Raw genomic sequence first — 18,691 nt, 5'->3', positions numbered from 1 at the left:
TTCGCATTCAAGCACCGTGCCGTTGAAATAAACGTCCAGTGTGGATGCCTCCAAAAATAAGAAGCTCCATAGGGAAGCAAGGCATGCATATCGTTCGTTCGACCCAAGTGGTCGCAGGGTTTTCGGCCGTCCTTTTTTTGACGCCAACCATGATTCAGGCCAATGAAGCCGGCTTTATCGAGGACAGCTCGCTGACCCTCAATACCCGCATGTGGTACTCCCACGAGGTCGGACACAAGAACACTTTTTATCGCGCCCAGACATCCGAAGGCCCCCGCAAGGTGCGTGATCGCACCGCATGGCTTGAGGGATTCAAGCTCGATTATGTTTCCGGGTTCAGCCAGGGCATGGTCGGTTTCGGCCTGGATCTCTCGACGTTTTCCGCCGTCGCTCTTGAGCGCAGCAAACTGGCGACCGCAGGCGGGAGCAACCGCCTGCTGGTCGACAAGGACGGTGATGTGGTTGATGACTGGAGCAAGGTGGGCGTAGCGGCGCTGAAGGTCAAAGTCGCCGATACGCTCATCAAGGTTGGCAGGCAGCAGCCGGCCAGGACACCGGTCATGGGATATTCCGATACTCGAACATTGCCAGCATCATTTGATGGTGTATCGCTTGAAAGTCATGATATCGAAGGTCTGACGATCAAGTCCGGTTATTTCGATGAGGCCACGCCGCGAACCGGTGCTGGCAGTCAAGACTTGAGCCCCTCGTTCGGATCGCGACTGGTCACCAGCGACTCGATCGCTTACGCCGGTGCCGACTACCTGAGCAAGGACGGCTGGCGCGCCAGTGCCTATGTGTCACGCTTCGATGATATCTGGGACCGCCAGTACCTGGGCCTGGGCAACAAATACACGTGGGGCGGGTTCTCCACTAAAGTGCAGCTCGATGCCTACAACACGCAGTCGAGCGGTAGCAAAGTGGCCGGGAAGATAGATCAGCAAGCTTACGGGCTGACGATCGCGCCCAGTTATCAGAACCACACCTTGCGATTTGGCTTGCAGCAAATCAAGGGCGATGAGTATTTCGACTACGTAGGCGAATCCAACGCCATCACGCTGCCCAACATCTTTCTCTCCAACTACAACGGCCCGAACGAGCGCTCGTATTCCGTTAACTATATCAATGACTTCGCAGCCTACGGCGTGCCCGGTTTCACCACCAGTCTCTGGTACGCCAAAGGCTGGGGTATCGATGGCACTCACTATAACGGCGGGGCCAATGGCATCTATTCGTCTGTACTTAATCAAAGCGACGAAAGCCACGATGAAATCGGCACCCTTGTCACCTACACCGTTCAATCCGGTTATTTCAAAGGGGTGAACGTGCTAAGCGGTTACGCTTGGCATCACGCCAGCCAGTATCAAGCGGAAGGCAACGTGGATGAGTTCCGACTGATCGTCAACGCCCCCATCAAGATCTTTTGATCCGCCATTGTTGCAATAAATACGAATTACAGATCTGCGAACCCAGTCGGTGCCGTTATTGACTGTCATGCCCTCCGTTACACAGCTTGTGAAGTGGGAACGATCAATTTGCCGGGTGTTTTGCACTGGTGAGTCGTAGCGCGCCACCTCGGCCACCAGCTAACGAGGCAATGGCGCAAGCCGGCAACGTGAACATCAACTCGCCCTTAGTTTCGAGCGAGTTATCAAGAGCCGTGACCACACGCGACACAATGTCGGCGATGCTGTCGGTCTCGACAGAGGCCAGGGCGGGCTCAATCGCTCATCAAGTCAGGTTGGCTGATCGTGTCCGAGGCGGCTGACCGTATGTATCTTCACTTGCATTGACGCCCAAAGGGAGAAAGGAGCTGTCTGGCCGATTTGGGATCACAGTTGATAACCAGGACACGGAGAAAGCCGGCGTGCGAAATGTGACGCAACCCGCCGAAGCGGGTTTACCGATCTCCTGACTACTCGCGGCTTGACCTGGGCATACCGTAACCAGCCCTCTGGACGTGACGCATCAGGAAAACTGAGGGTAGCAATGGAGTAAAAAATTCACAGATAAGAAGTATTGAATTAAATATTCCATTGGTTTACTCTCGATCCCACGTTGTACGAAATCAACCGCTGTTAGCACCTAAAAAAACAAACAATCGGGAGCAAACATGAAAGCGAAAGTGTTGTTGGGACTGTTCATGACCGCCGCAGTGGCACTGCCAACCTGGGCAGCTGACTGGACTGTAGGTGCTAACGTTGGCAACGTGCCCTGGGAATTTCAGGACGCCAAAGGTGAATTCGTCGGCTTCGAAGTCGATGTTGTAAAAGAAGTGGCAAAGCGCGCCGGGAAAACCGTCGAGTTCATCAATATTCCTTTCAACGGCCTGTTCAGTGCCGTGCAATCAAATCGTGTCGAGATCGCTATCTCATCGATCACCATCACCCCAAAACGTCTGGAGTCGGTTGCCTTCGCGCAGCCTTACTTTGACAGCGACCAGTCCCTGACCTCGCTGACAACGTCCAAGGTCAAGAGCCTGGCCGACATGAATGGCAAAGTGGTTGGCGTCGATACCGGCTCGACCGGCGACATGTGGATCGGCCAACACAAGGACGAGTACAAGTTCGCCGATGTCTCGCGATACGAGGGACTTTCGCCAGCCATGCTTGACCTGGCTTCCGGGCGCATCGATGGCTACCTCAGCGATATTCCGGCGCTGCTCTACTACATCAAGGACAAGCCGCAATACAGCATCGTCGCGCGTATTCCCACCGGTGAACGTTACTCGCTGATGCACGCCAAAGGCTGGGCAATGACTGATCAGGTCAACGACATCATCAGCAAGATGAAAGAAGACGGCACACTCGGAAAGATCCATAAACAGTGGTTTGGCACCGAAGCCGATAAGGAGTCGAGCACCATGAAAGTGACCGCTGTCCTCAAGTAAGCCCTGCCGATGCTGCATGTAAGTGGCGACACCTGTTCGCCACTTGTAATGACCGAGGTATCCCATGGATCTTTTGCAGACATTTTTTAACTGGAACGTGCTCGTCGAGTCGCTTCCGCTGATGATGCGTGGACTGGGCGTGACCATTTTGCTGGGGGTGGTGAGCATCGCCCTGGGCCTGGTGGGTGGGCTTTTGCTGGCGTTGTTGCGGTTGTACTCCTACGCACCTGTCCGAGCGCTCGCACGTATCTACATCGATATCATGCGTTCCATTCCATTGCTGGTTTTGCTCGTCCTTATCTATTACGCGTTGCCTTTTGTCGGCATTCGACTGTCGTCTTTTGCGGCTGCCGCCAGTGCGCTCTCGCTGGTCTCCTGCGCCTACAGTGCAGAGATTTTTCGCTCCGGCATCGAGGCCATTCCCCGTGGCCAGTTCGAAGCTTCGGCTTCTCAAGGCATGAGTTTCTTCAACACCATGCGCGATGTCGTGTTGCCGCAGGCCATCCGCATCGTCATGCCGCCGATGACGAGCAATTGCATCAACGTGATGAAAGACACGGCTCTGGCCTCGGTCGTAGCCATGCCCGACCTGCTCAAGCAGGCGACCCAGGCACAGGCGCTGGCCGCCAACCCGACGCCGCTGGTAGGGGCCGCCTTGCTGTATCTGTTGCTGCTGTTGCCGCTGGTGCAAATGGTCAGCTGGGTTGAGCGTCGTAACGCCTCTGGAGGAAAAACCGCATGAGCACGTTGATCGACATCGAAAAACTCGACAAGTACTACGGTAACTTCAAAGCGTTGAGCGATATCAATCTGCAGGTCGAAGAAGGTGAGGTGGTGGTCATTCTGGGCCCGTCCGGCTCTGGTAAATCGACCTTGATCCGTTGCATCAACCTGCTTGAGAACTACCAGAAAGGGCATATCCGCGTGGCCGGCGAACGTGTTGAAAACGGTCCGCGACTGGCCGCCATCCGCAGCGAAGTGGGTATGGTGTTTCAGAGTTTCAACCTCTATCCGCACCTCACGGTCCTGGACAATGTTTCGCTGGCGCCGATCCGGGTGCGCGGCCTGAGTCGGCGTGATGCGCATGCACGGGCCAAGGAATTATTGGTGAAGGTCGGCATGGGCGATCATGCACACAAATACCCGAGCCAATTGTCCGGCGGCCAGCAGCAACGTGTTGCCATCGCCCGCACCATGGCCATGGAACCTCGCGCAATTCTGTTCGACGAACCGACGTCGGCGCTGGACCCGGAAATGGTTGGCGAGGTTCTGGACGTCATGCAAAACCTCGCTCGCTCCGGCGTCACGATGGTCGTGGTCACTCACGAGATGGGCTTTGCCCGTCGGGTTGCCGATCGGGTGATCTTCATGGAAAGCGGACGCATTGTTGAGCAGAACATCCCTGAACCCTTTTTTACCGCACCTCAGGAACCTCGCACGAAAGCGTTCCTGCAGGCCATCCTGCACCACTAAATCAGCTGGAGAAAGTAGAGTGAATCCTCTCGATATCGAATACGTTCGCAAGCAATTTCCAGGTCTGGCCGGTGGATACACCTACATGGATAACGCCGGTGGTTCGATGGTACTCGGTGCCGTCGCTAACCGGGTCACTGATTACCTGCTCAACAACAGCGTGCAACTGGGCGCTTCCTACCAGCCTTCCGTAGACGCCGGCGAGCGAGTGATGCAGGCTCGTCACTCCGTCATGCAGTTGATCAACGCCGAGCATCCCGAAGAAGTCATCATGGGCGGCTCGACCACCCACTTGCTGCAAATACTGTGTCGCGCCATCGCACCGTCAATTGTCCAGGGCGATGAAATCATCGTCACCAATTGCGATCACGAGGCGAACATCGGCCCATGGGTCAAGCTTTGCGAAAGCCGTGGCGCGACCTTGCGCGTATGGCAGGTCAACCGCGACAGCTGTGAGCTGGAGCTGGACGACCTGCAGGTTTTGCTCAACAACAAAACCCGTTACGTGGCCATGACGCACACCTCCAATATTCTCGGCTCGGTCAACCCGGTAGCCGAGGTTGCGCGGCGTGTTCATGCAGCGGGCGCCAAATTATGCGTGGATGCCGTCGCTTATGCGCCACACCGTCTGGTTGATGTACAGGCCAGCGGTGCCGATTTCTACGTCTATAGCTTCTACAAAACCTTCGGTCCGCACTTTGCTGTGCTGTGGGGGCGTCGCTACCTGCTGCTGGAGCTGCCGAGCCTTAACCATTTCTTTATTGGCCAGGACGTGGTGCCTTACAAATTGCAGCCGGGCAACGTCAATTATGAGTTGTCCTTTGGCTGCATCGGCATCACTGATTATCTGCTCGATATCAGTACCCGAATCGGCGCAGAAGGCAATGAACGCAAGCGCATGCAAGCTGCTTTCGATGCCTTTGAAGTGCAGGAAGACTTGCTCTGCGAACGTTTGCTGGCATTTTTGCGTCAGCGCGAAGGCGTGCGCATCATTGGCAAGGCGCAAACCCACAATCGAGTGCCAACGATCAGTTTCGTGGTTGAGGGCGTTCAATCCGAGGCTATTGTGCGCCAGGTCGATGAGCACCGTATTGGTATCCGCTTTGGTGACTTCTATGCGCGGCGACTCATCGAGGCGCTTGGCCTTGATCGATTCGGCGGGGTAGTGCGGGTGTCGCTGGCGCATTACAACACCCTGGAAGAAGTCGACCGCCTCATCGCCGCGCTGGATCAAGCAATCAATGCGTTGCGTTGACGGGCGTACACTCTTCTAATTTTACGAGCTTTCATCATGGCCTTACCTGAAACCCTTGCAGAGCTGCGTGACTGTATAGCGTCCCAGCACGAGCAACTGACCGGTCGTCTGCGCGATGCTGCGCGATTCCTGATCGACAACCCGCATGAGATCGCACTCAACACGGTTGCCGAACTGGGTAAGCGCTCAAACATCGCGCCCTCCGCTTATATTCGGCTGGCTCAGGCCCTTGGCTTTGCGGGTTTCAAGGATTTACAGCGCCTGTTCCGTGCACCGCTGCAACAGGCTGCCGACACCCACAGCGAACGTATTCGGCACTATGGCGGTGAAACTTTGCTGGAGGACCCGAGTGACGTCGGCGCGATTCTGCGTGAGTTCAGCCAGGCCAATATCGTTTCTCTGGAACACCTGGCCGAAGGCGGCGAGCAGGCCAATATAGAAGCCGCCATCGCCCATCTGCAAGTCGCGCGTACGACCTTCGTTATCGGCATGCGGCGTGCTTTTCCGGTGGCGGCATATCTGAGCTACGCGTTGAGTCGTGTGGGCCGGCGAACCGTGCAAATCAGTGGTGCCGGCGGCACGTTGCCCGAGCAGGTCAGCGCCATTGCCAATGATGATTTGTTGATAGCCATCAGCTTTCCGCCGTACGCCAGTGACACTGTCGAGGCTTGTCGCCAGGCGCGCCAGGCAGGCGTGACGTTGGTGGCGATCACTGACAGTGTTCTGAGCCCTATCGGGCAGATGGCCGATACGGTGATTGAGGTCAACGACGCCGAACTGCTTGGTTTTCGTTCACTCACCGCTTCGTTCTGTATTGCGCAAACCCTGGCGATGGGGCTTGCCTTCAGCGAGTGGGAATCGGACAGCACCTCCAGTCATGACCGACTGAAGGATATCGACTGCTAAGCCGCTACCTTCGCTCCGTACTTATAAAACCCGTCACTTCAGGAGAAGATCCCGATGGTTTCACCTGCACGCGATTTAGTGGGCTACGGTAGACAACGCCCGCAAGGCTCCTGGCCGAATGGCGCACGATTGGCCATCAGCCTGGTGATCAACTACGAAGAAGGCTCCGAGCGCTCGCTCGCCATGGGCGACCCGGACCAGGAATCAATGACCGAATGGGGCAGCTATTCAATACCCGACGGCACCCGCAATCTGGCGATGGAATCGATGTATGAGTACGGTTCTCGCGTCGGGATCTGGCGAATCCTGGATATTCTCGACCAGCAATCGGTTCGCGCGACCTTTCATGCATGCGCAGTGGCCTTCGAGCAGAACCCTGATGTTGCTCGCGCCGCCGTTGCCGGCGGCCATGAGATTTGCAGTCACGGGTATCGCTGGGAGGAAGTGTTTCGCCTGACCGAAGAACAGGAGCGTGAACACATACGCCTGGCAATCGAGTCCTTCGAACGCACCTGTGGCAAGCGCCCCGTTGGCTGGTATTGCCGGTATGGTGCCAGCGTCAATACCCGTCGGCTGGTCGCTGAGGAGGGTGGCTTTCTCTACGACTCCGATGCCTACAACGATGATGTTCCCTACTTTGTCGAGGTCGAGGGCAAGCGCCACCTCGTTGTGCCTTACACCGCTGACGTGAACGACTTCCGCTACTGGAACTCTCCGGGGCTGTCGCAGGCATCGGACTTTCTCGAGTACATGAAAGAAAGCTTTGAGGTGCTTTATGAGGAGTCGGCTGAAGGACCGCGCATGATGTCGATCGGACTGCACCCACGCATGGTGGGCCGTCCCGGCCGGGTCAGGGCGATCAAGCAATTCATCGAGTATGCCAAGCAGCACGGTGGTGTCTGGTTTGCTACGCGCGAAGAAATCGCCCGTGCCTGGCTTGAACGAACTTGATGGCGTGGCAATCACACTGTGGCGCCAGCCGTTCGACAGAAGTCGCCATTCAATCCCGGGCAATCTTGTCATTTGCCAAGGCTTAGGGCAGGGTCGATACCACTGACATCTCTGCCAAAGGAGTCACTCCATGTCAAAGCTATATCCCAGTATCGATCCTGAGGGGCTGGTCGAGTACTCAGTGGTCTACACCGACCGCTCGCTCAACCACATGTCGCAGTCGTTTCAAGGCGTGATGAAGAACATTTCCACGACCCTCAAACAGGTCTACAACGCCCAGGCGGTTGCGGTGGTCCCGGGCAGCGGCACGTTCGGCATGGAAGCGGTGGCGCGACAGTTTGCCACCGACCAGCAATGCCTGGTGATACGCAACGGCTGGTTCAGCTATCGCTGGAGCCAGATCCTCGAGATGGGCAACATCCCGGCGGCCACCACGGTGCTCAAAGCCCGACCGGTCGACACCGGTAGCCAGGCTGCCTACGCTCCACCGCCTCTGGACGAAGTGCTGGCAGCCATTGCAGCGCAAAAGCCGCAGATTGTCTTCGCCCCCCACGTTGAAACCTCATCAGGGATCATCCTGCCCGACGACTACCTGCGGGCCGTCGGCGACGCCGTGCATGCGGTGGGTGGCCTGTTCGTGCTGGACTGCATCGCCTCGGGCACGATCTGGGTTGATATGCACAAATGCGCAGTCGACCTGCTGATCAGCGCACCGCAGAAAGGCTGGAGCGCCTCCCCGTGCTGCGCCCTGGTGATGCTCAGTTCCCTGGCCCTCGAACGCATCGAACAGACCCAAAGCAGCAGCTTCGCCTGTGACCTGAAAAAGTGGCTGCAGATCATGCAGGCCTACGAACAGGGCGGACATGCCTACCATGCGACCATGCCCAGCGATTCCCTCGCGCGATTCAACGAAGTGATGAAAGAGACCCAAGCCTACGGTTTCGACAAGGTCCGCGGCGAACAACAGGCCCTGGGCGATCGGGTGCGTGCAATGTTGACCGGCAAAGGCTTCAAAAGCGTGGCCGCAGCCGGCTTCCAGGCCCCTGGCGTCGTGGTGAGCTACACCGATGATGCCGACATCAAGAGCGGCAAGAAATTTGCCAATCACGGCCTGCAGATCGCTGCCGGAGTGCCGTTGCAATGCGACGAGCCGGCCGACTTCCAGACCTTCCGCATTGGTCTGTTCGGCCTCGAAAAGCTGAACAATATCGAGCGCACGGTCAGCACCCTCGAGCAGGCGCTGGACGAGGTGATGGTTAGCTAAGCGGGTATTCGACACCGTTACCACCGTGGTCCCGGACATGTTCAAAAGCACGGGCGTAGACATGCGCCGCTTGACCGGCCGGGGCCGGTTACTTCTGGAGTAGGGCTGGTATGCAACCTTTTGATACGGTGATTCGCAACGCCCGCGTGGTAACCGCCGCGGACACGTTCACCAGCGATATCGGTATTCGCGACGGGCGCATCGTTTCCCTTGGCCTGGACCTGGCGCAAGGTCTCCAGGAAATCGATGCGGCAGGCCGGCATGTCACCCCGGGTGGCATCGATAGCCACGTGCACCTCGACCAGCCGACTGGCGACGGCTCGGTGATGGCCGATGACTTCTTCAGCGGCACGGTCTCGGCGGCCTGCGGCGGCACCACCACCGTCATCCCGTTCGCCTGCCAGCAGAAGGGCGAAAGCCTGCGCGCTGCCGTCGATGACTACCATCGTCGGGCGGGTAACAAGCCGGTGATCGATTATGCCTTCCACCTGATCGTCACCGACCCCACCCCCCAGGTGCTGCGTGAAGAACTGCCGGCCTTGATTGCCGAGGGCTATACCTCGTTCAAGATCTACATGACCTACGATGCGCTGAAGCTGGGCGACCGGGAGATTCTCGAGACGTTGTCGGTTGCGCGCCGTGAGGGCGCCATGGTGATGCTCCACGCCGAGAACAGCGATTGCATCGCCTGGCTTACCGAGCGACTGCTGGCGGCCGGGCTGTCTGCACCGCGCTACCATGCCGCGTCGCGGCCGATGCTGGTGGAGCGCGAAGCGACCCATCGTGCCATCGCCCTTGCCGAACTGGTGGACGTGCCGATCCTGATCGTGCACGTGTCGGGGCGCGAGGCCGTGGAGCAGATTCGCTGGGCCCAGAGCCTGGGGCTGAAGGTGTACGCCGAAACCTGCCCGCAGTACCTGTTCCTGACCGCCGACTCGCTGGGGTGTGACGACAGCTTCGAAGGTGCCAAGTGCATCTGCAGCCCACCGCCGCGCGATGCCGCAAACCAGCAGGTGATCTGGGATGGCCTGGAGAACGGCTCGTTCGAGATTTTCTCGTCAGACCACGCACCCTTTCGCTTCGATGGCCCGGATGGCAAGAAGGCCCACGGTGAACAGGTGTCGTTCGACCAGATCGCCAACGGCATTCCCGGTGTCGAAACCCGCATGGCGCTGCTCTGGTCCGAAGGCGTGCGCACTGGGCGCATCACTGCGCAAAGCTTTGTCGCGCTGACCTCTACCAATGCCGCCAAGATGTATGGGTTGTATCCGCGCAAGGGCAGCATCGCCATTGGTGCTGATGCTGACCTGGTGATCTGGAACGAAGGTGAGTCGGTGCACCTGAGCAACGCAATGCTGCACCACAACGTCGATTACACGCCTTACGCCGGCATGACGCTGAGCGCATGGCCGGCCATGACCCTGTCTCGCGGTGAGGTGGTCTGGGACGGCGAGCCGCGTGGTGAGGCGGGTCGCGGCCTGTTTCTGCCGTGCGAGCGCCCGGCACCCGCGCAACTGCGCCGACGCAAGACTGAGTTGCCATTGTGAGTGCGGTCGCGCAGGTGGCCGCCAGCCTGATTCGTGCTTGGCGTGAGGGGCGCCAACAACCGTTGCCAACCCTGGAACTGGCTAGCGAAGCCCAAGCCTACGCCGTGCAGCACCAGGTAGCGGATGCCCTTGGCTGGTTCGCCTCCGCGCCGCCAGCGGCGTGGAAACTGGGTGGCGCGCCCGGAGGGCTGATCAGCACCGCCGGGGTTCCGGCAATGGCAATACACCCGTCGGGTTGGCAGGTTCCGCCGGGCGATGCCTTCGGTTTCGGGATCGAGGGAGAGCTGATCGTGCGCCTGTCCCGCGACCTCGACGAGCACACTGATCTGGCCACGGCCTATGCGGCGGTCGATGTTTGGATGCCGGGCATCGAGTTGTGTGGCACGCGCTGGCTGCAGGGTGACCAGGCCGCGCCATTGCTTCGGCTGGCCGATCAGCAACTCAACCGCGCGCTGGTACTCGGTGCCCCGCAAACGCTGGGGGACATGCCGGATTGGTCAAGGCAACAGGTGGCGTTACGGGTAGCCGGAGAGCCTGCATTCGTCGGCGTTGGCAGCCATCCATTCGGTGATCCGCTGAGTTCCCTGCCGTGGCTGGCGCGTCATGCAGCAGCACAGGGCAAACCCTTGCGAGCCGGTGACTTGGTGGCTACTGGTAGCTGGACCGGTATCTACTGGGCGCCGGCCGGGGTGCAAGTGGAAGTTGAGTTTGCCGGGGCAGGGCGGGTTGCCTTGTCGACTTGATGAACTTCAAAGGCTTGCTGATGTTTTTGTTTACAGAGCGCCAATGGCTGCGCGACTAATCAGGCTGATTCGGACTTCTCGACTGCTGAAACGAAAGCGACGCCTGCGCGCCGCTTTCATTGGCTCATCGCTGATCAGTGCTCCTGCAAAAGGCGCTTTTTACGCGGTGCCGGGGCAGGCTCATGGTGTTCTTCGATTTCCACAATCGGCACTTCTTTGCCGTCACAGTCGAACAATTTGCCATCGCGAAAGAAATCACCATCGTTGAGCGCGGCGATATCCCTGTAGCGCAAAGTGCGCTCGGTGGCGGCGACGAACACTGACTGCTGGTCGGAGTTTCCGGCCCGCAGGTGGTTGAACAGCAGATTGAGCGCAATGGCCATGATCGCTGCCGAGCTGATGCCGGAGTGGAAAATGGTCTCGAACCAGGTCGGGAAATGGTGGTAGAAACCTGGCGCGGCGATCGGGATCATGCCGAAACCAATCGATGTGGCAACGATGATCAGGTTCATGTTGTTGCGATAGTCCACCTGGGCCAGGGTGCGGATGCCACTGGCTGCGACGGTGCCAAACAGTACCAGGCCGGCCCCACCGAGGACAGCGGTGGGCACGGCTGCGACCAGGCGCCCCATCACCGGCAGCAGGCCGAGAGTCACCAGGATCAGGCCTGCGGTGGCTACTACATAACGACTCTTCACTCCGGTTACGGCGACCAGGCCAACGTTCTGCGCAAAGGCACTCTGGGTAAACGAGCCGAACAGTGGCGCCAGGGCACTGGAAATCATGTCTGCCCGCAGGCCATTGCCGAGGCGTTTGGAGTCGACCCGGGTTTCGATGATCGCGCCGACGGCGAGAATGTCGGCGGAGGTCTCGACCATGGTCACGATAATCACGATCAACATCGACAGGATCGCGGCGAGATGGAACTGGGGGGCGCCGAAGTGCAGGACTTCAGGTAGTGCGACCAACGGGCCTTCAAGCACTTGGGAGAAGTCGGCCATGCCCAGCGCTGTCGCGACCAGCGTCCCGATGACGATCGCCAGCAGAATCGACAGGCGCGAGAGGCTGGCACTTCCCAGCTTGCTGAGCAGCAGCACCGTAGCCAGCGTGAACGCCGCCAGGGATATGTTGGACGTGCTGCCAAAGTCAGCGGCCTGGCTGTTGCCGCCCATGGCCCAGCGCGCCGTCACCGGCATCAGGGTCAGCCCGATAGTGGTAATGACAACTCCCGTCACCAGCGGCGGGAAATACTTGATGATGCGCGAGAACAGCGGTGTGATCAGTAGACCTATTAACGACGACGCGATTACCGCCCCGAACACGACTGGCAGCCCGCCAGAGCCGTCATTGCCGATGATGGTGATCATGGTGGCGACACCGGCGAAGGAAACTCCCTGGACCAAAGGGAGGCGGCAGCCGAAGAAGGGAATGCCCAGTGTCTGCAGCAAGGTGGCCAGGCCGCCGGCGAACAGCGATGCGGCGATCAACATACCAACTTCGGCGGGAGCAAGGCCGGCAGCCTGACCGATGATCAGGGGCACCGCGATGATGCCCCCATACATCGTCAGCACATGCTGAAGACCGTAGGCCAGGTTGGCGCCAATTCCGAGGTTTTCGTCCTCTGGACGAGTTGAAGCGGGAGAAGTCATGGTGATTAGCTCGCTTTTGTTATTGTCATGCGTCTAACAGCACTGTCTCAGTTGCACTCCAAGAGTTGTCGGTGCAACCGTTTTCCCGCCGTTGCGCTCAATGGTGAGCGCAACGGCATGAATCCTTCACTCGCCGCTGACCAGTTGGTGGGCCAACTGATTGTGGCGTTCCAGTACCAGGGGCAGGTCGACCGTCGTGATACGACCGTCTTTGACCACTACACGACCATTGATCACACTGGTGTCTACCGTGGTCGGCGTGCAGAACACCAGCGCCGCCAATGGGTCGTGATGGGCGCCGGCGTAGCCCACATGGCCAAGGTTGAACGCCACGAAATCCGCAACCATGCCCGGTGCCAGGGCGCCGATATCATTACGGTTGAGCACCTTGGCGCCACCCAGCGTGGCGATTTCCAGCGCCTCGCGAGCGGTCATTGCATCCGGGCCAAAACCGACACGTTGCAACAGCAGCGCCTGGCGGACTTCGCCGATCATGCTGGCGCCATCATTGGAGGCCGAACCGTCGACGCCCAGGCCCACCGGGACACCGTGGTCGCGCATCTTGCGGATCGGCGCGATTCCCGAGGCCAGGCGCATGTTCGAACACGGACAGTGGGCGACCCCGGTTCCGGTACGCGCGAACAGTTCAATGCCGTGCTGGTCCAGTTGCACACAATGAGCGTGCCAGACATCGGGGCCGACCCAGCCCAGGTCTTCGGCGTATTCGGCAGGCGTCATGCCGAACTTCTCACGGCTGTAGGCGATGTCATTGACGTTCTCGGCAAGATGCGTGTGCAGCGACACACCATACTGGCGCGCGAGCACCGCTGCTTCGCGCATCAGGTCGCGGCTCACCGAAAAGGGTGAACAAGGCGCCACGACCATGCGCAGCATCGAACCGTGGCTGGCATCATGGTATTGCTCGATCAGACGCTGCGAATCCTTGAGGATGGCGCTCTCTTTCTCCACCACTGAGTCGGGCGGCAGACCGCCCTGGCTACGGCCTACACTCATGCTTCCGCGTGCAGCGTGGAAGCGCATGCCAATTTCCTCGGCGGCATGGATACTGTCGTCAAGCTTGCAGCCGTTAGGGTAGATGTAGAGATGGTCACTTGAGGTGGTGCAGCCAGAAAGAATCAGCTCGGCCATCGCCGTCTGGGTCGATACCGAAATCATTTCAGGCGTCAGGCGTGCCCAGATCGGGTACAGGTTGTTCAGCCAATTGAACAGCTCGCCGTCCTGAGCCGCCGGCACTACGCGGGTGAGGCTCTGGTACATGTGGTGGTGAGTATTTACCAGTCCTGGAATGACCACTTTTCCAGTCATGTCCAGAATCACATCGGCCTGTTGCGGCAGCGTTTCACTCGGGCCGACCTGCTTGATCAGATTGTCCTCGATATACAGGCCACCGCGCTTTATCTCCCGGCGCTCACCATCCATCGTCACCAAAAGTTCGGCGTTCTTGATCAATAGAGTCTTAGGCATACGTGCTCCTTTCCTGCTTGGAGTTTGGTTTCAACTTGACGCTGTTACAGGCACCGGTTTTCGGTTTGAGCGAAGCTCTTGCAACCAGGCACTGCGTAGGGATAATTCCTGGGTGGCCGGGATCGGTCAGTGCTGTCACACACGCACGGACACTGGCGAGGCACATGTACTCGACTGCCCCGCGCAGTGGCGCAAGGAGGTAATGGGTAGGTGATCCAGGCGACCCTGCAAACCCTTGCACTTCAACAGGCTTTCGCCCGCCAGGTCACTGCCGCCCATTGAATCAATGCTGGCATCAGTCAAGGGGGCGAGGATGTTCCAGGTGGTCTGGGCGAACGGGGTAAACACGAATGCGTCGACCGTTCGATAGCTCAGGCAAGCATCGAAGTGAGTGACGAGCGGCATTGCTGGAAGATTCTCAAGGGGGGCGAGCAGTTGCGAGTGTTCCATGGCTTGAGACCAGCGCAATACGCAGCGGCGATGACCGATGTCGTAGGCGCGGTAAAGTGTAAACACAATTAAATCGCATTGTATACATTAAAAGCGCGCCTGGATTTCATGGGTAGCTTGGCTGCCATTCCAGCGAGGTGGTGTACACGCCATTCATGGGCGGTACCACGCCACTCGCTGGGCGCGCGAAAAACGGTGACGGAAATACGGTAGAAAGCTGGAGGATCGACGCGTAAAGGCGAATGGGCGGTCTCGGGAGTGGTGGTAATGCGCTAAACAGCGGCTCGCCCACGCAGTAGCAATCGTGATGAAAAACGAGTATTCGCAGGGATTTCTAAACAAACGAAAGGCCCGCTTGTGCGGGCCTTTCGTTTGCAGGGGGTAAAAATCCCGGCAGCCGTGGCCTTTATTGTGCTGCTTTCTCGATCAGACTGGCGACAATCTCCGGGTTGGACACCATCACCACATGTGAACCACCCTCGACTACCACTGTTTGCCTGGCGTGCGCACGTTCGGCCATGAAAGCCATGGCCTGGGGTGGGATGTTTTTGTCTTTGTCGCCATAAACAAACCACGATGGAATGGTTTTCCAGGCCGGCTCGCTGGCGGCCTCGTTCAACGCGGCAACAGTGATGGGGCGTTGACCGGCAGCCATCAGGCGAGCGTCCGCGGCAGATACGTCAGCCGCAAACTGGTCGTGGAATTTGTCTTGCTGGATATAGAGATCTTTGCCGCCGTCAGCAAGATCAACAGGGGCTGCCAAGGCCGAGGCCAGCGTTCCCCCAGGGAAACGTCCAGACAATTGCGCCGCTGTTTCGCCCTTTTCTGGCGTGAAGGCTGCGACATACACCAAGGCTTTTACATTCTGACCGCCGTAAGCCGCTTCGCTAATGACTGCTCCACCGTAGGAGTGGCCAACCAGTACAACGGGTGTTTTGACGCTTTTGACGATGCTCGCAACAGACTGGGCATCACTGGCAACGCCACGCAATGGATTGGCGGCGGCAATCACTGGATAGCCATCTTTTTCCAGGATCTTCACCACGCCATTCCAACTTGATGAGTCAGCAAAAGCGCCGTGCACAAGAATCACCGTTGGCTTTACGTCAGCCGCATTGGCCAGGCAGGTGGTGGCGAGAGCGGTAGCGATGGCCAAGCCTGAGAAAATCTTTTTCATGGGATATCTACCAATGAGGAAGGGACGTGGAGTTAGACGGTGACGTGCAGACGGACGTCGACGTTGCCGCGTGTGGCATTGGAGTACGGGCAAACCTGGTGAGCTGCGTCGACCAGCGCTTGAGCATCTGCTTGATCCAGACCCGGCAGGTTGATGTTCAAGTCGATGTCCAGACCGAACCCGCCAGGGATCTGACCGATGCCAACCTGGGCGGTGATCGAGGCGTCAGCAGGGATGCTGCGTTTGCTCTGGCCTGCAACGAATTTCAATGCGCCGATGAAGCAGGCCGAATAACCGGCGGCGAACAGTTGCTCAGGGTTGGTGGCTTCACCCCCGGCTCCCCCCAGTTCTTTCGGGGTAGCCAGTTTTACGTCGAGAATCTTGTCGCTGGAAACAGCTCGACCATCACGGCCACCGGTGGCGGTTGCGACTGCGGTATAGATAGTTTTCATGGTTGCTTTTTCCTTACGTTTTTTGACTGAAGGGGTTTGTCTTTAGCGATAAATGTTTGTGCGCTAAGCAAGTGGGATCAATTTAACGCGCAAATAGTTAGTGCGCAAGACAAATTGCGCGATAATTTTAAGTGGATTTTTATCTTGTTGATTTAAAAGGGTTTTGTTTGAAAGAGTTTTTATGGATCTTGGATGAGGAGGCCACGAGGGCTTGCCGAGCTGCGCGATGGAGGCCGCTGCCAGTCATCGCTCAACAGCGCGCTAGCGCTGGAGGCTCAGCGTCGTCGTCCTGCGTTGCGCATTCACGTAAACGTACAGGAGGGAGATCCGTGAACTGCCCTCTGTTACGCAACCAATAGCCCCCTTTGTATCAACCCACATCCCAATAGGGCGGGCTGCCGAAAGCCTCGCGTAGCGCCGTGACAAGTGCTTGAAGTTTTTTCGAGGCCCTGCGGCCCTCGGGGTGCGCTACATAAATCATTTCTTCTGCGGATTCACTTCCAACGTCCACCCTGACGAGCGTGCCTTTTTTGATGTCTTCTCCAACGATAAAGCTCGGCAGAAGTGCCAACCCCAGGCCGGCCAACGCGGCATCTCTCATCATGTCGCCGTTGTTGACCCGCAACGAAGCCGGTGGCCGGACGAAGGCATCCGGGCGCAAGTCCGGAAACCGCCAGTCAGCAACGTTTCGATTGGTGTAGTAAATGGCTTTGTGACCACCCAAGTCGTCAAGCGTCGTCGGTTGACCGTGCCGCTTGATGTAGTCCGGGGATGCCACAAGAAATCGCCTGCTGGAGGCGAGTGGCAACGCGACAAGTCGGGAGTCTTCGATCGTACCGTGGCGTATGACGGCGTCATACCCCTCGGCCGCCGCGTCAATTCGTCGGTCGTCCAGCTCCAGCGTGAGCGAAATTGCGGGATGCCTGGACAAGAAAGGGTACAGCGCCGGGCCAAGGTGCATGCGCCCAAACGTGACCGGGGCAGACAACCGCATCGGTCCGCTCAACGTGCCGCGGCGCTCCGAGACCTCTGCGACTGCGTCTTGAACCTCCAAAACGATGCGGCTGGCCCTTTCGAAGAACGCTATCCCGTCCTCTGTCATGCTGAGCTTGCGCGTTGTTCGATGAAACAACGGTGCGCCAAGACTTTGCTCCAGGGCCGCGAGCCGTTCGCTGACAACCGACTTTGAAAGGTGCAGCCTTCTGGCGGCTTCGCTGATGGAGCCCGCTTCCGCTATGGCAACAAAGTTCGAAATCCCGTCCAGCTTGACCATACAGCCTCGTCCCCCGGCGCCCCTGCGGTGTGTGCTGTCACCGGGCCAATCCGGTGGCGTCACTTGATTGTTCGATAATACCGAACACAAGCTCCTCTATTTGCCTGCTTATCCGGACATACGTCAACTACTACACTGGGCTCAGTAAGTTATTTCCGATAAACACTTTTCAGGAGATTCAAATGAGCAAGCGACTAGAGGGCAAGGTTGCCATCATTACCGGTGCAAGCGCAGGCATCGGCTTTGCAACGGCACAACTGTTTGCCGCTGAAGGGGCCAAGGTGGTCGTTGGAGCACGCCGACAGGCCGAGCTGGACCTTTTGGTCAGCCAGATCTCAAGCGCGGGCGGCGAGGCCGTGGCGCTGGCCGGCGACGTTCGCTCCGAGGAATACGCCCAAGCGCTGGTGGCATTGGCAGTCGAACGCTTTGGCCGCCTGGACATTGCATTCAATAATGCCGGCATCATGGGTGAAAGCGGCGCGTCGACTGACGTCTCCGAAGCCGGTTGGACGGACACCCTGGCAATCAACCTGACCGGCTCCTTCCTCGGCGCCAAGCACCAGATTGCCCAGATGCTGAAAAATGGCGGCGGCTCGGTCATCTTCACCTCCACCTTCGTGGGCCATACTTTTGCTTTCCCGGGGTTGGCCGCCTATGCGGCAAGCAAGTCCGGCCTCATCGGCCTGACCCAGGCGCTGGCGGCGGAGTTCGGTCCCCAGGGCGTGCGTGTCAATGCGGTGCTGCCTGGCGCTGTAGACACCGACATGTATCGCGGCATGAATGACACTCCTGAGGCGCAGTCATACGTGACCAACTTGCACGCTCTGAAACGTGTCGCCACGCCCCAAGAGTTGGCCAGATCGGTTTTGTATCTTGCTTCGGACGACTCGTCCTTTGTCACTGGCACCGCCTCACTGGTGGATGGTGGCGTCTCGATTACACGTACCTGACCCAGGGAAAATTGCACCACATGACCTCGGGCATTTGGTCGGTGGTGCAATGGCTGCGTTTTTTGCCATGAACTCAAACGCTGCCTTCGCGTTCGATCACCAGTATTCGTGCTTGTGCGCGAGGATGCGCAACATGTTCACATCCAACACCGGCAAAAAACACGTCGCCAACCTCCAGCGTCACGACACGCTCGATGCCTGACTCGCGGTAATGCATATCGACCGT

17 protein-coding genes and 1 pseudogene are annotated in these 18,691 nt (G+C 58.4%); 11 read left to right on the top strand and 7 right to left on the bottom strand.

Annotated features, from left to right (window positions below; translation table 11 throughout):
• Positions 1-83 precede the first annotated feature (83 nt).
• The 10 genes from AC07OG_RS17885 to AC07OG_RS17840 all read left to right on the top strand — a co-directional run bounded on the left by AC07OG_RS17885 (position 84) and on the right by AC07OG_RS17840 (position 11,029).
• Positions 84-1,427, top strand: a complete 1,344-nt coding sequence (locus AC07OG_RS17885) for an OprD family outer membrane porin (RefSeq protein WP_495067639.1) — start codon at positions 84-86, stop codon at positions 1,425-1,427.
• 686 nt (positions 1,428-2,113) lie between these two features.
• Positions 2,114-2,890: a transporter substrate-binding domain-containing protein gene (locus AC07OG_RS17880; RefSeq protein ID WP_495067638.1), complete on the top strand. Its 777-nt coding sequence runs from the start codon at positions 2,114-2,116 to the stop codon at positions 2,888-2,890.
• A gap of 64 nt (positions 2,891-2,954) precedes the next feature.
• On the top strand, positions 2,955-3,632 hold the full coding sequence (locus AC07OG_RS17875) for an amino acid ABC transporter permease (protein ID WP_180202993.1): 678 nt from the start codon (positions 2,955-2,957) through the stop codon (positions 3,630-3,632).
• Positions 3,629-4,363, top strand: a complete 735-nt coding sequence (locus AC07OG_RS17870; protein WP_060543819.1) for an amino acid ABC transporter ATP-binding protein — start codon at positions 3,629-3,631, stop codon at positions 4,361-4,363. Before AC07OG_RS17875 ends, AC07OG_RS17870 begins: the two co-directional genes overlap by 4 nt.
• 19 nt (positions 4,364-4,382) lie before the next feature.
• On the top strand, positions 4,383-5,618 hold the full coding sequence (locus AC07OG_RS17865; RefSeq protein WP_495067637.1) for a cysteine desulfurase-like protein: 1,236 nt from the start codon (positions 4,383-4,385) through the stop codon (positions 5,616-5,618).
• Positions 5,619-5,654: 36 nt separating this feature from the next.
• Positions 5,655-6,524 (top strand): MurR/RpiR family transcriptional regulator, encoded by an 870-nt coding sequence (locus AC07OG_RS17860; protein WP_060543817.1) that lies wholly within the window; start codon positions 5,655-5,657, stop codon positions 6,522-6,524.
• 54 nt (positions 6,525-6,578) lie between these two features.
• The gene (locus AC07OG_RS17855) at positions 6,579-7,475 is read left to right on the top strand and encodes an allantoinase PuuE (RefSeq protein ID WP_060543816.1); all 897 of its coding nucleotides are present in this window, start codon (positions 6,579-6,581) and stop codon (positions 7,473-7,475) included.
• Positions 7,476-7,605: 130 nt separating this feature from the next.
• Positions 7,606-8,739 (top strand): pyridoxal-phosphate-dependent aminotransferase family protein, encoded by a 1,134-nt coding sequence (locus AC07OG_RS17850; protein ID WP_060543815.1) that lies wholly within the window; start codon positions 7,606-7,608, stop codon positions 8,737-8,739.
• 110 nt (positions 8,740-8,849) lie between these two features.
• Positions 8,850-10,286 carry a dihydropyrimidinase gene (hydA, locus tag AC07OG_RS17845; RefSeq protein WP_495067636.1) on the top strand — a complete coding sequence of 479 codons (1,437 nt, stop codon included), beginning with the start codon at positions 8,850-8,852 and terminating at the stop codon, positions 10,284-10,286.
• Positions 10,283-11,029, top strand: coding sequence for a 2-keto-4-pentenoate hydratase (locus AC07OG_RS17840; RefSeq protein ID WP_495067635.1), 747 nt, complete (start codon positions 10,283-10,285; stop codon positions 11,027-11,029). The genes hydA and AC07OG_RS17840 overlap by 4 nt, the downstream gene beginning before the upstream one ends.
• Before the next feature lie 134 nt (positions 11,030-11,163).
• On the opposite strand, the gene AC07OG_RS17835 is transcribed toward AC07OG_RS17840, so the two are convergent.
• The 6 genes from AC07OG_RS17835 to AC07OG_RS17810 form a co-directional block, all read right to left on the bottom strand.
• A complete protein-coding gene (locus AC07OG_RS17835; protein WP_060543812.1) occupies positions 11,164-12,678 on the bottom strand; it encodes a nucleobase:cation symporter-2 family protein in 1,515 nt (504 codons plus the stop codon).
• Positions 12,679-12,804: 126 nt separating this feature from the next.
• The gene (locus AC07OG_RS17830) at positions 12,805-14,163 is read right to left on the bottom strand and encodes an 8-oxoguanine deaminase (RefSeq protein WP_218424945.1); all 1,359 of its coding nucleotides are present in this window, start codon (positions 14,161-14,163) and stop codon (positions 12,805-12,807) included.
• Positions 14,164-14,298: 135 nt separating this feature from the next.
• The gene (locus AC07OG_RS17825) at positions 14,299-14,679 is read right to left on the bottom strand and encodes a hypothetical protein (RefSeq protein WP_495067634.1); all 381 of its coding nucleotides are present in this window, start codon (positions 14,677-14,679) and stop codon (positions 14,299-14,301) included.
• Positions 14,680-15,019: 340 nt separating this feature from the next.
• A complete protein-coding gene (locus tag AC07OG_RS17820) occupies positions 15,020-15,790 on the bottom strand; it encodes an alpha/beta fold hydrolase (RefSeq protein WP_060543809.1) in 771 nt (256 codons plus the stop codon).
• 32 nt (positions 15,791-15,822) lie between these two features.
• On the bottom strand, positions 15,823-16,242 hold the full coding sequence (locus AC07OG_RS17815; protein ID WP_495067633.1) for an organic hydroperoxide resistance protein: 420 nt from the start codon (positions 16,240-16,242) through the stop codon (positions 15,823-15,825).
• Between the two features lie 370 nt (positions 16,243-16,612).
• Positions 16,613-17,515: a LysR family transcriptional regulator gene (locus AC07OG_RS17810; RefSeq protein WP_495067632.1), complete on the bottom strand. Its 903-nt coding sequence runs from the start codon at positions 17,513-17,515 to the stop codon at positions 16,613-16,615.
• Between the two features lie 182 nt (positions 17,516-17,697).
• Between AC07OG_RS17810 and AC07OG_RS17805 the strand changes: the two genes are divergently transcribed.
• Positions 17,698-18,465 (top strand): SDR family oxidoreductase, encoded by a 768-nt coding sequence (locus tag AC07OG_RS17805; protein ID WP_218424942.1) that lies wholly within the window; start codon positions 17,698-17,700, stop codon positions 18,463-18,465.
• A 73-nt stretch (positions 18,466-18,538) separates the two neighbouring features.
• Here the strand turns inward: AC07OG_RS17805 and AC07OG_RS17800 are convergent.
• A pseudogene (locus AC07OG_RS17800) lies at positions 18,539-18,691 on the bottom strand (cupin); the annotation flags it as partial.

The sequence above is a fragment of the Pseudomonas sp. GW821-FHT09H03 genome, assembly GCF_059415945.1.
Note: the sequence above shows the minus strand (reverse complement) of the source record. Positions and strands in the feature narration are given on the sequence as shown.

Excerpts from the sequence above, each read along its gene's own strand:
- AC07OG_RS17885 (WP_495067639.1), top strand. The coding sequence starts at position 84 with ATGCATATCGTTCGTTCGACCCAAGTGGTCGCAGGGTTTTCGGCCGTC.
- AC07OG_RS17880 (WP_495067638.1), top strand. The coding sequence starts at position 2,114 with ATGAAAGCGAAAGTGTTGTTGGGACTGTTCATGACCGCCGCAGTGGCA.
- AC07OG_RS17875 (WP_180202993.1), top strand. The coding sequence starts at position 2,955 with ATGGATCTTTTGCAGACATTTTTTAACTGGAACGTGCTCGTCGAGTCG.
- AC07OG_RS17870 (WP_060543819.1), top strand. The coding sequence starts at position 3,629 with ATGAGCACGTTGATCGACATCGAAAAACTCGACAAGTACTACGGTAAC.
- AC07OG_RS17860 (WP_060543817.1), top strand. The coding sequence starts at position 5,655 with ATGGCCTTACCTGAAACCCTTGCAGAGCTGCGTGACTGTATAGCGTCC.
- AC07OG_RS17855 (WP_060543816.1), top strand. The coding sequence starts at position 6,579 with ATGGTTTCACCTGCACGCGATTTAGTGGGCTACGGTAGACAACGCCCG.
- AC07OG_RS17850 (WP_060543815.1), top strand. The coding sequence starts at position 7,606 with ATGTCAAAGCTATATCCCAGTATCGATCCTGAGGGGCTGGTCGAGTAC.
- hydA (WP_495067636.1), top strand. The coding sequence starts at position 8,850 with ATGCAACCTTTTGATACGGTGATTCGCAACGCCCGCGTGGTAACCGCC.
- AC07OG_RS17835 (WP_060543812.1), bottom strand. The coding sequence starts at position 12,678 with ATGACTTCTCCCGCTTCAACTCGTCCAGAGGACGAAAACCTCGGAATT.
- AC07OG_RS17830 (WP_218424945.1), bottom strand. The coding sequence starts at position 14,163 with ATGCCTAAGACTCTATTGATCAAGAACGCCGAACTTTTGGTGACGATG.
- AC07OG_RS17820 (WP_060543809.1), bottom strand. The coding sequence starts at position 15,790 with ATGAAAAAGATTTTCTCAGGCTTGGCCATCGCTACCGCTCTCGCCACC.
- AC07OG_RS17815 (WP_495067633.1), bottom strand. The coding sequence starts at position 16,242 with ATGAAAACTATCTATACCGCAGTCGCAACCGCCACCGGTGGCCGTGAT.
- AC07OG_RS17810 (WP_495067632.1), bottom strand. The coding sequence starts at position 17,515 with ATGGTCAAGCTGGACGGGATTTCGAACTTTGTTGCCATAGCGGAAGCG.
- AC07OG_RS17805 (WP_218424942.1), top strand. The coding sequence starts at position 17,698 with ATGAGCAAGCGACTAGAGGGCAAGGTTGCCATCATTACCGGTGCAAGC.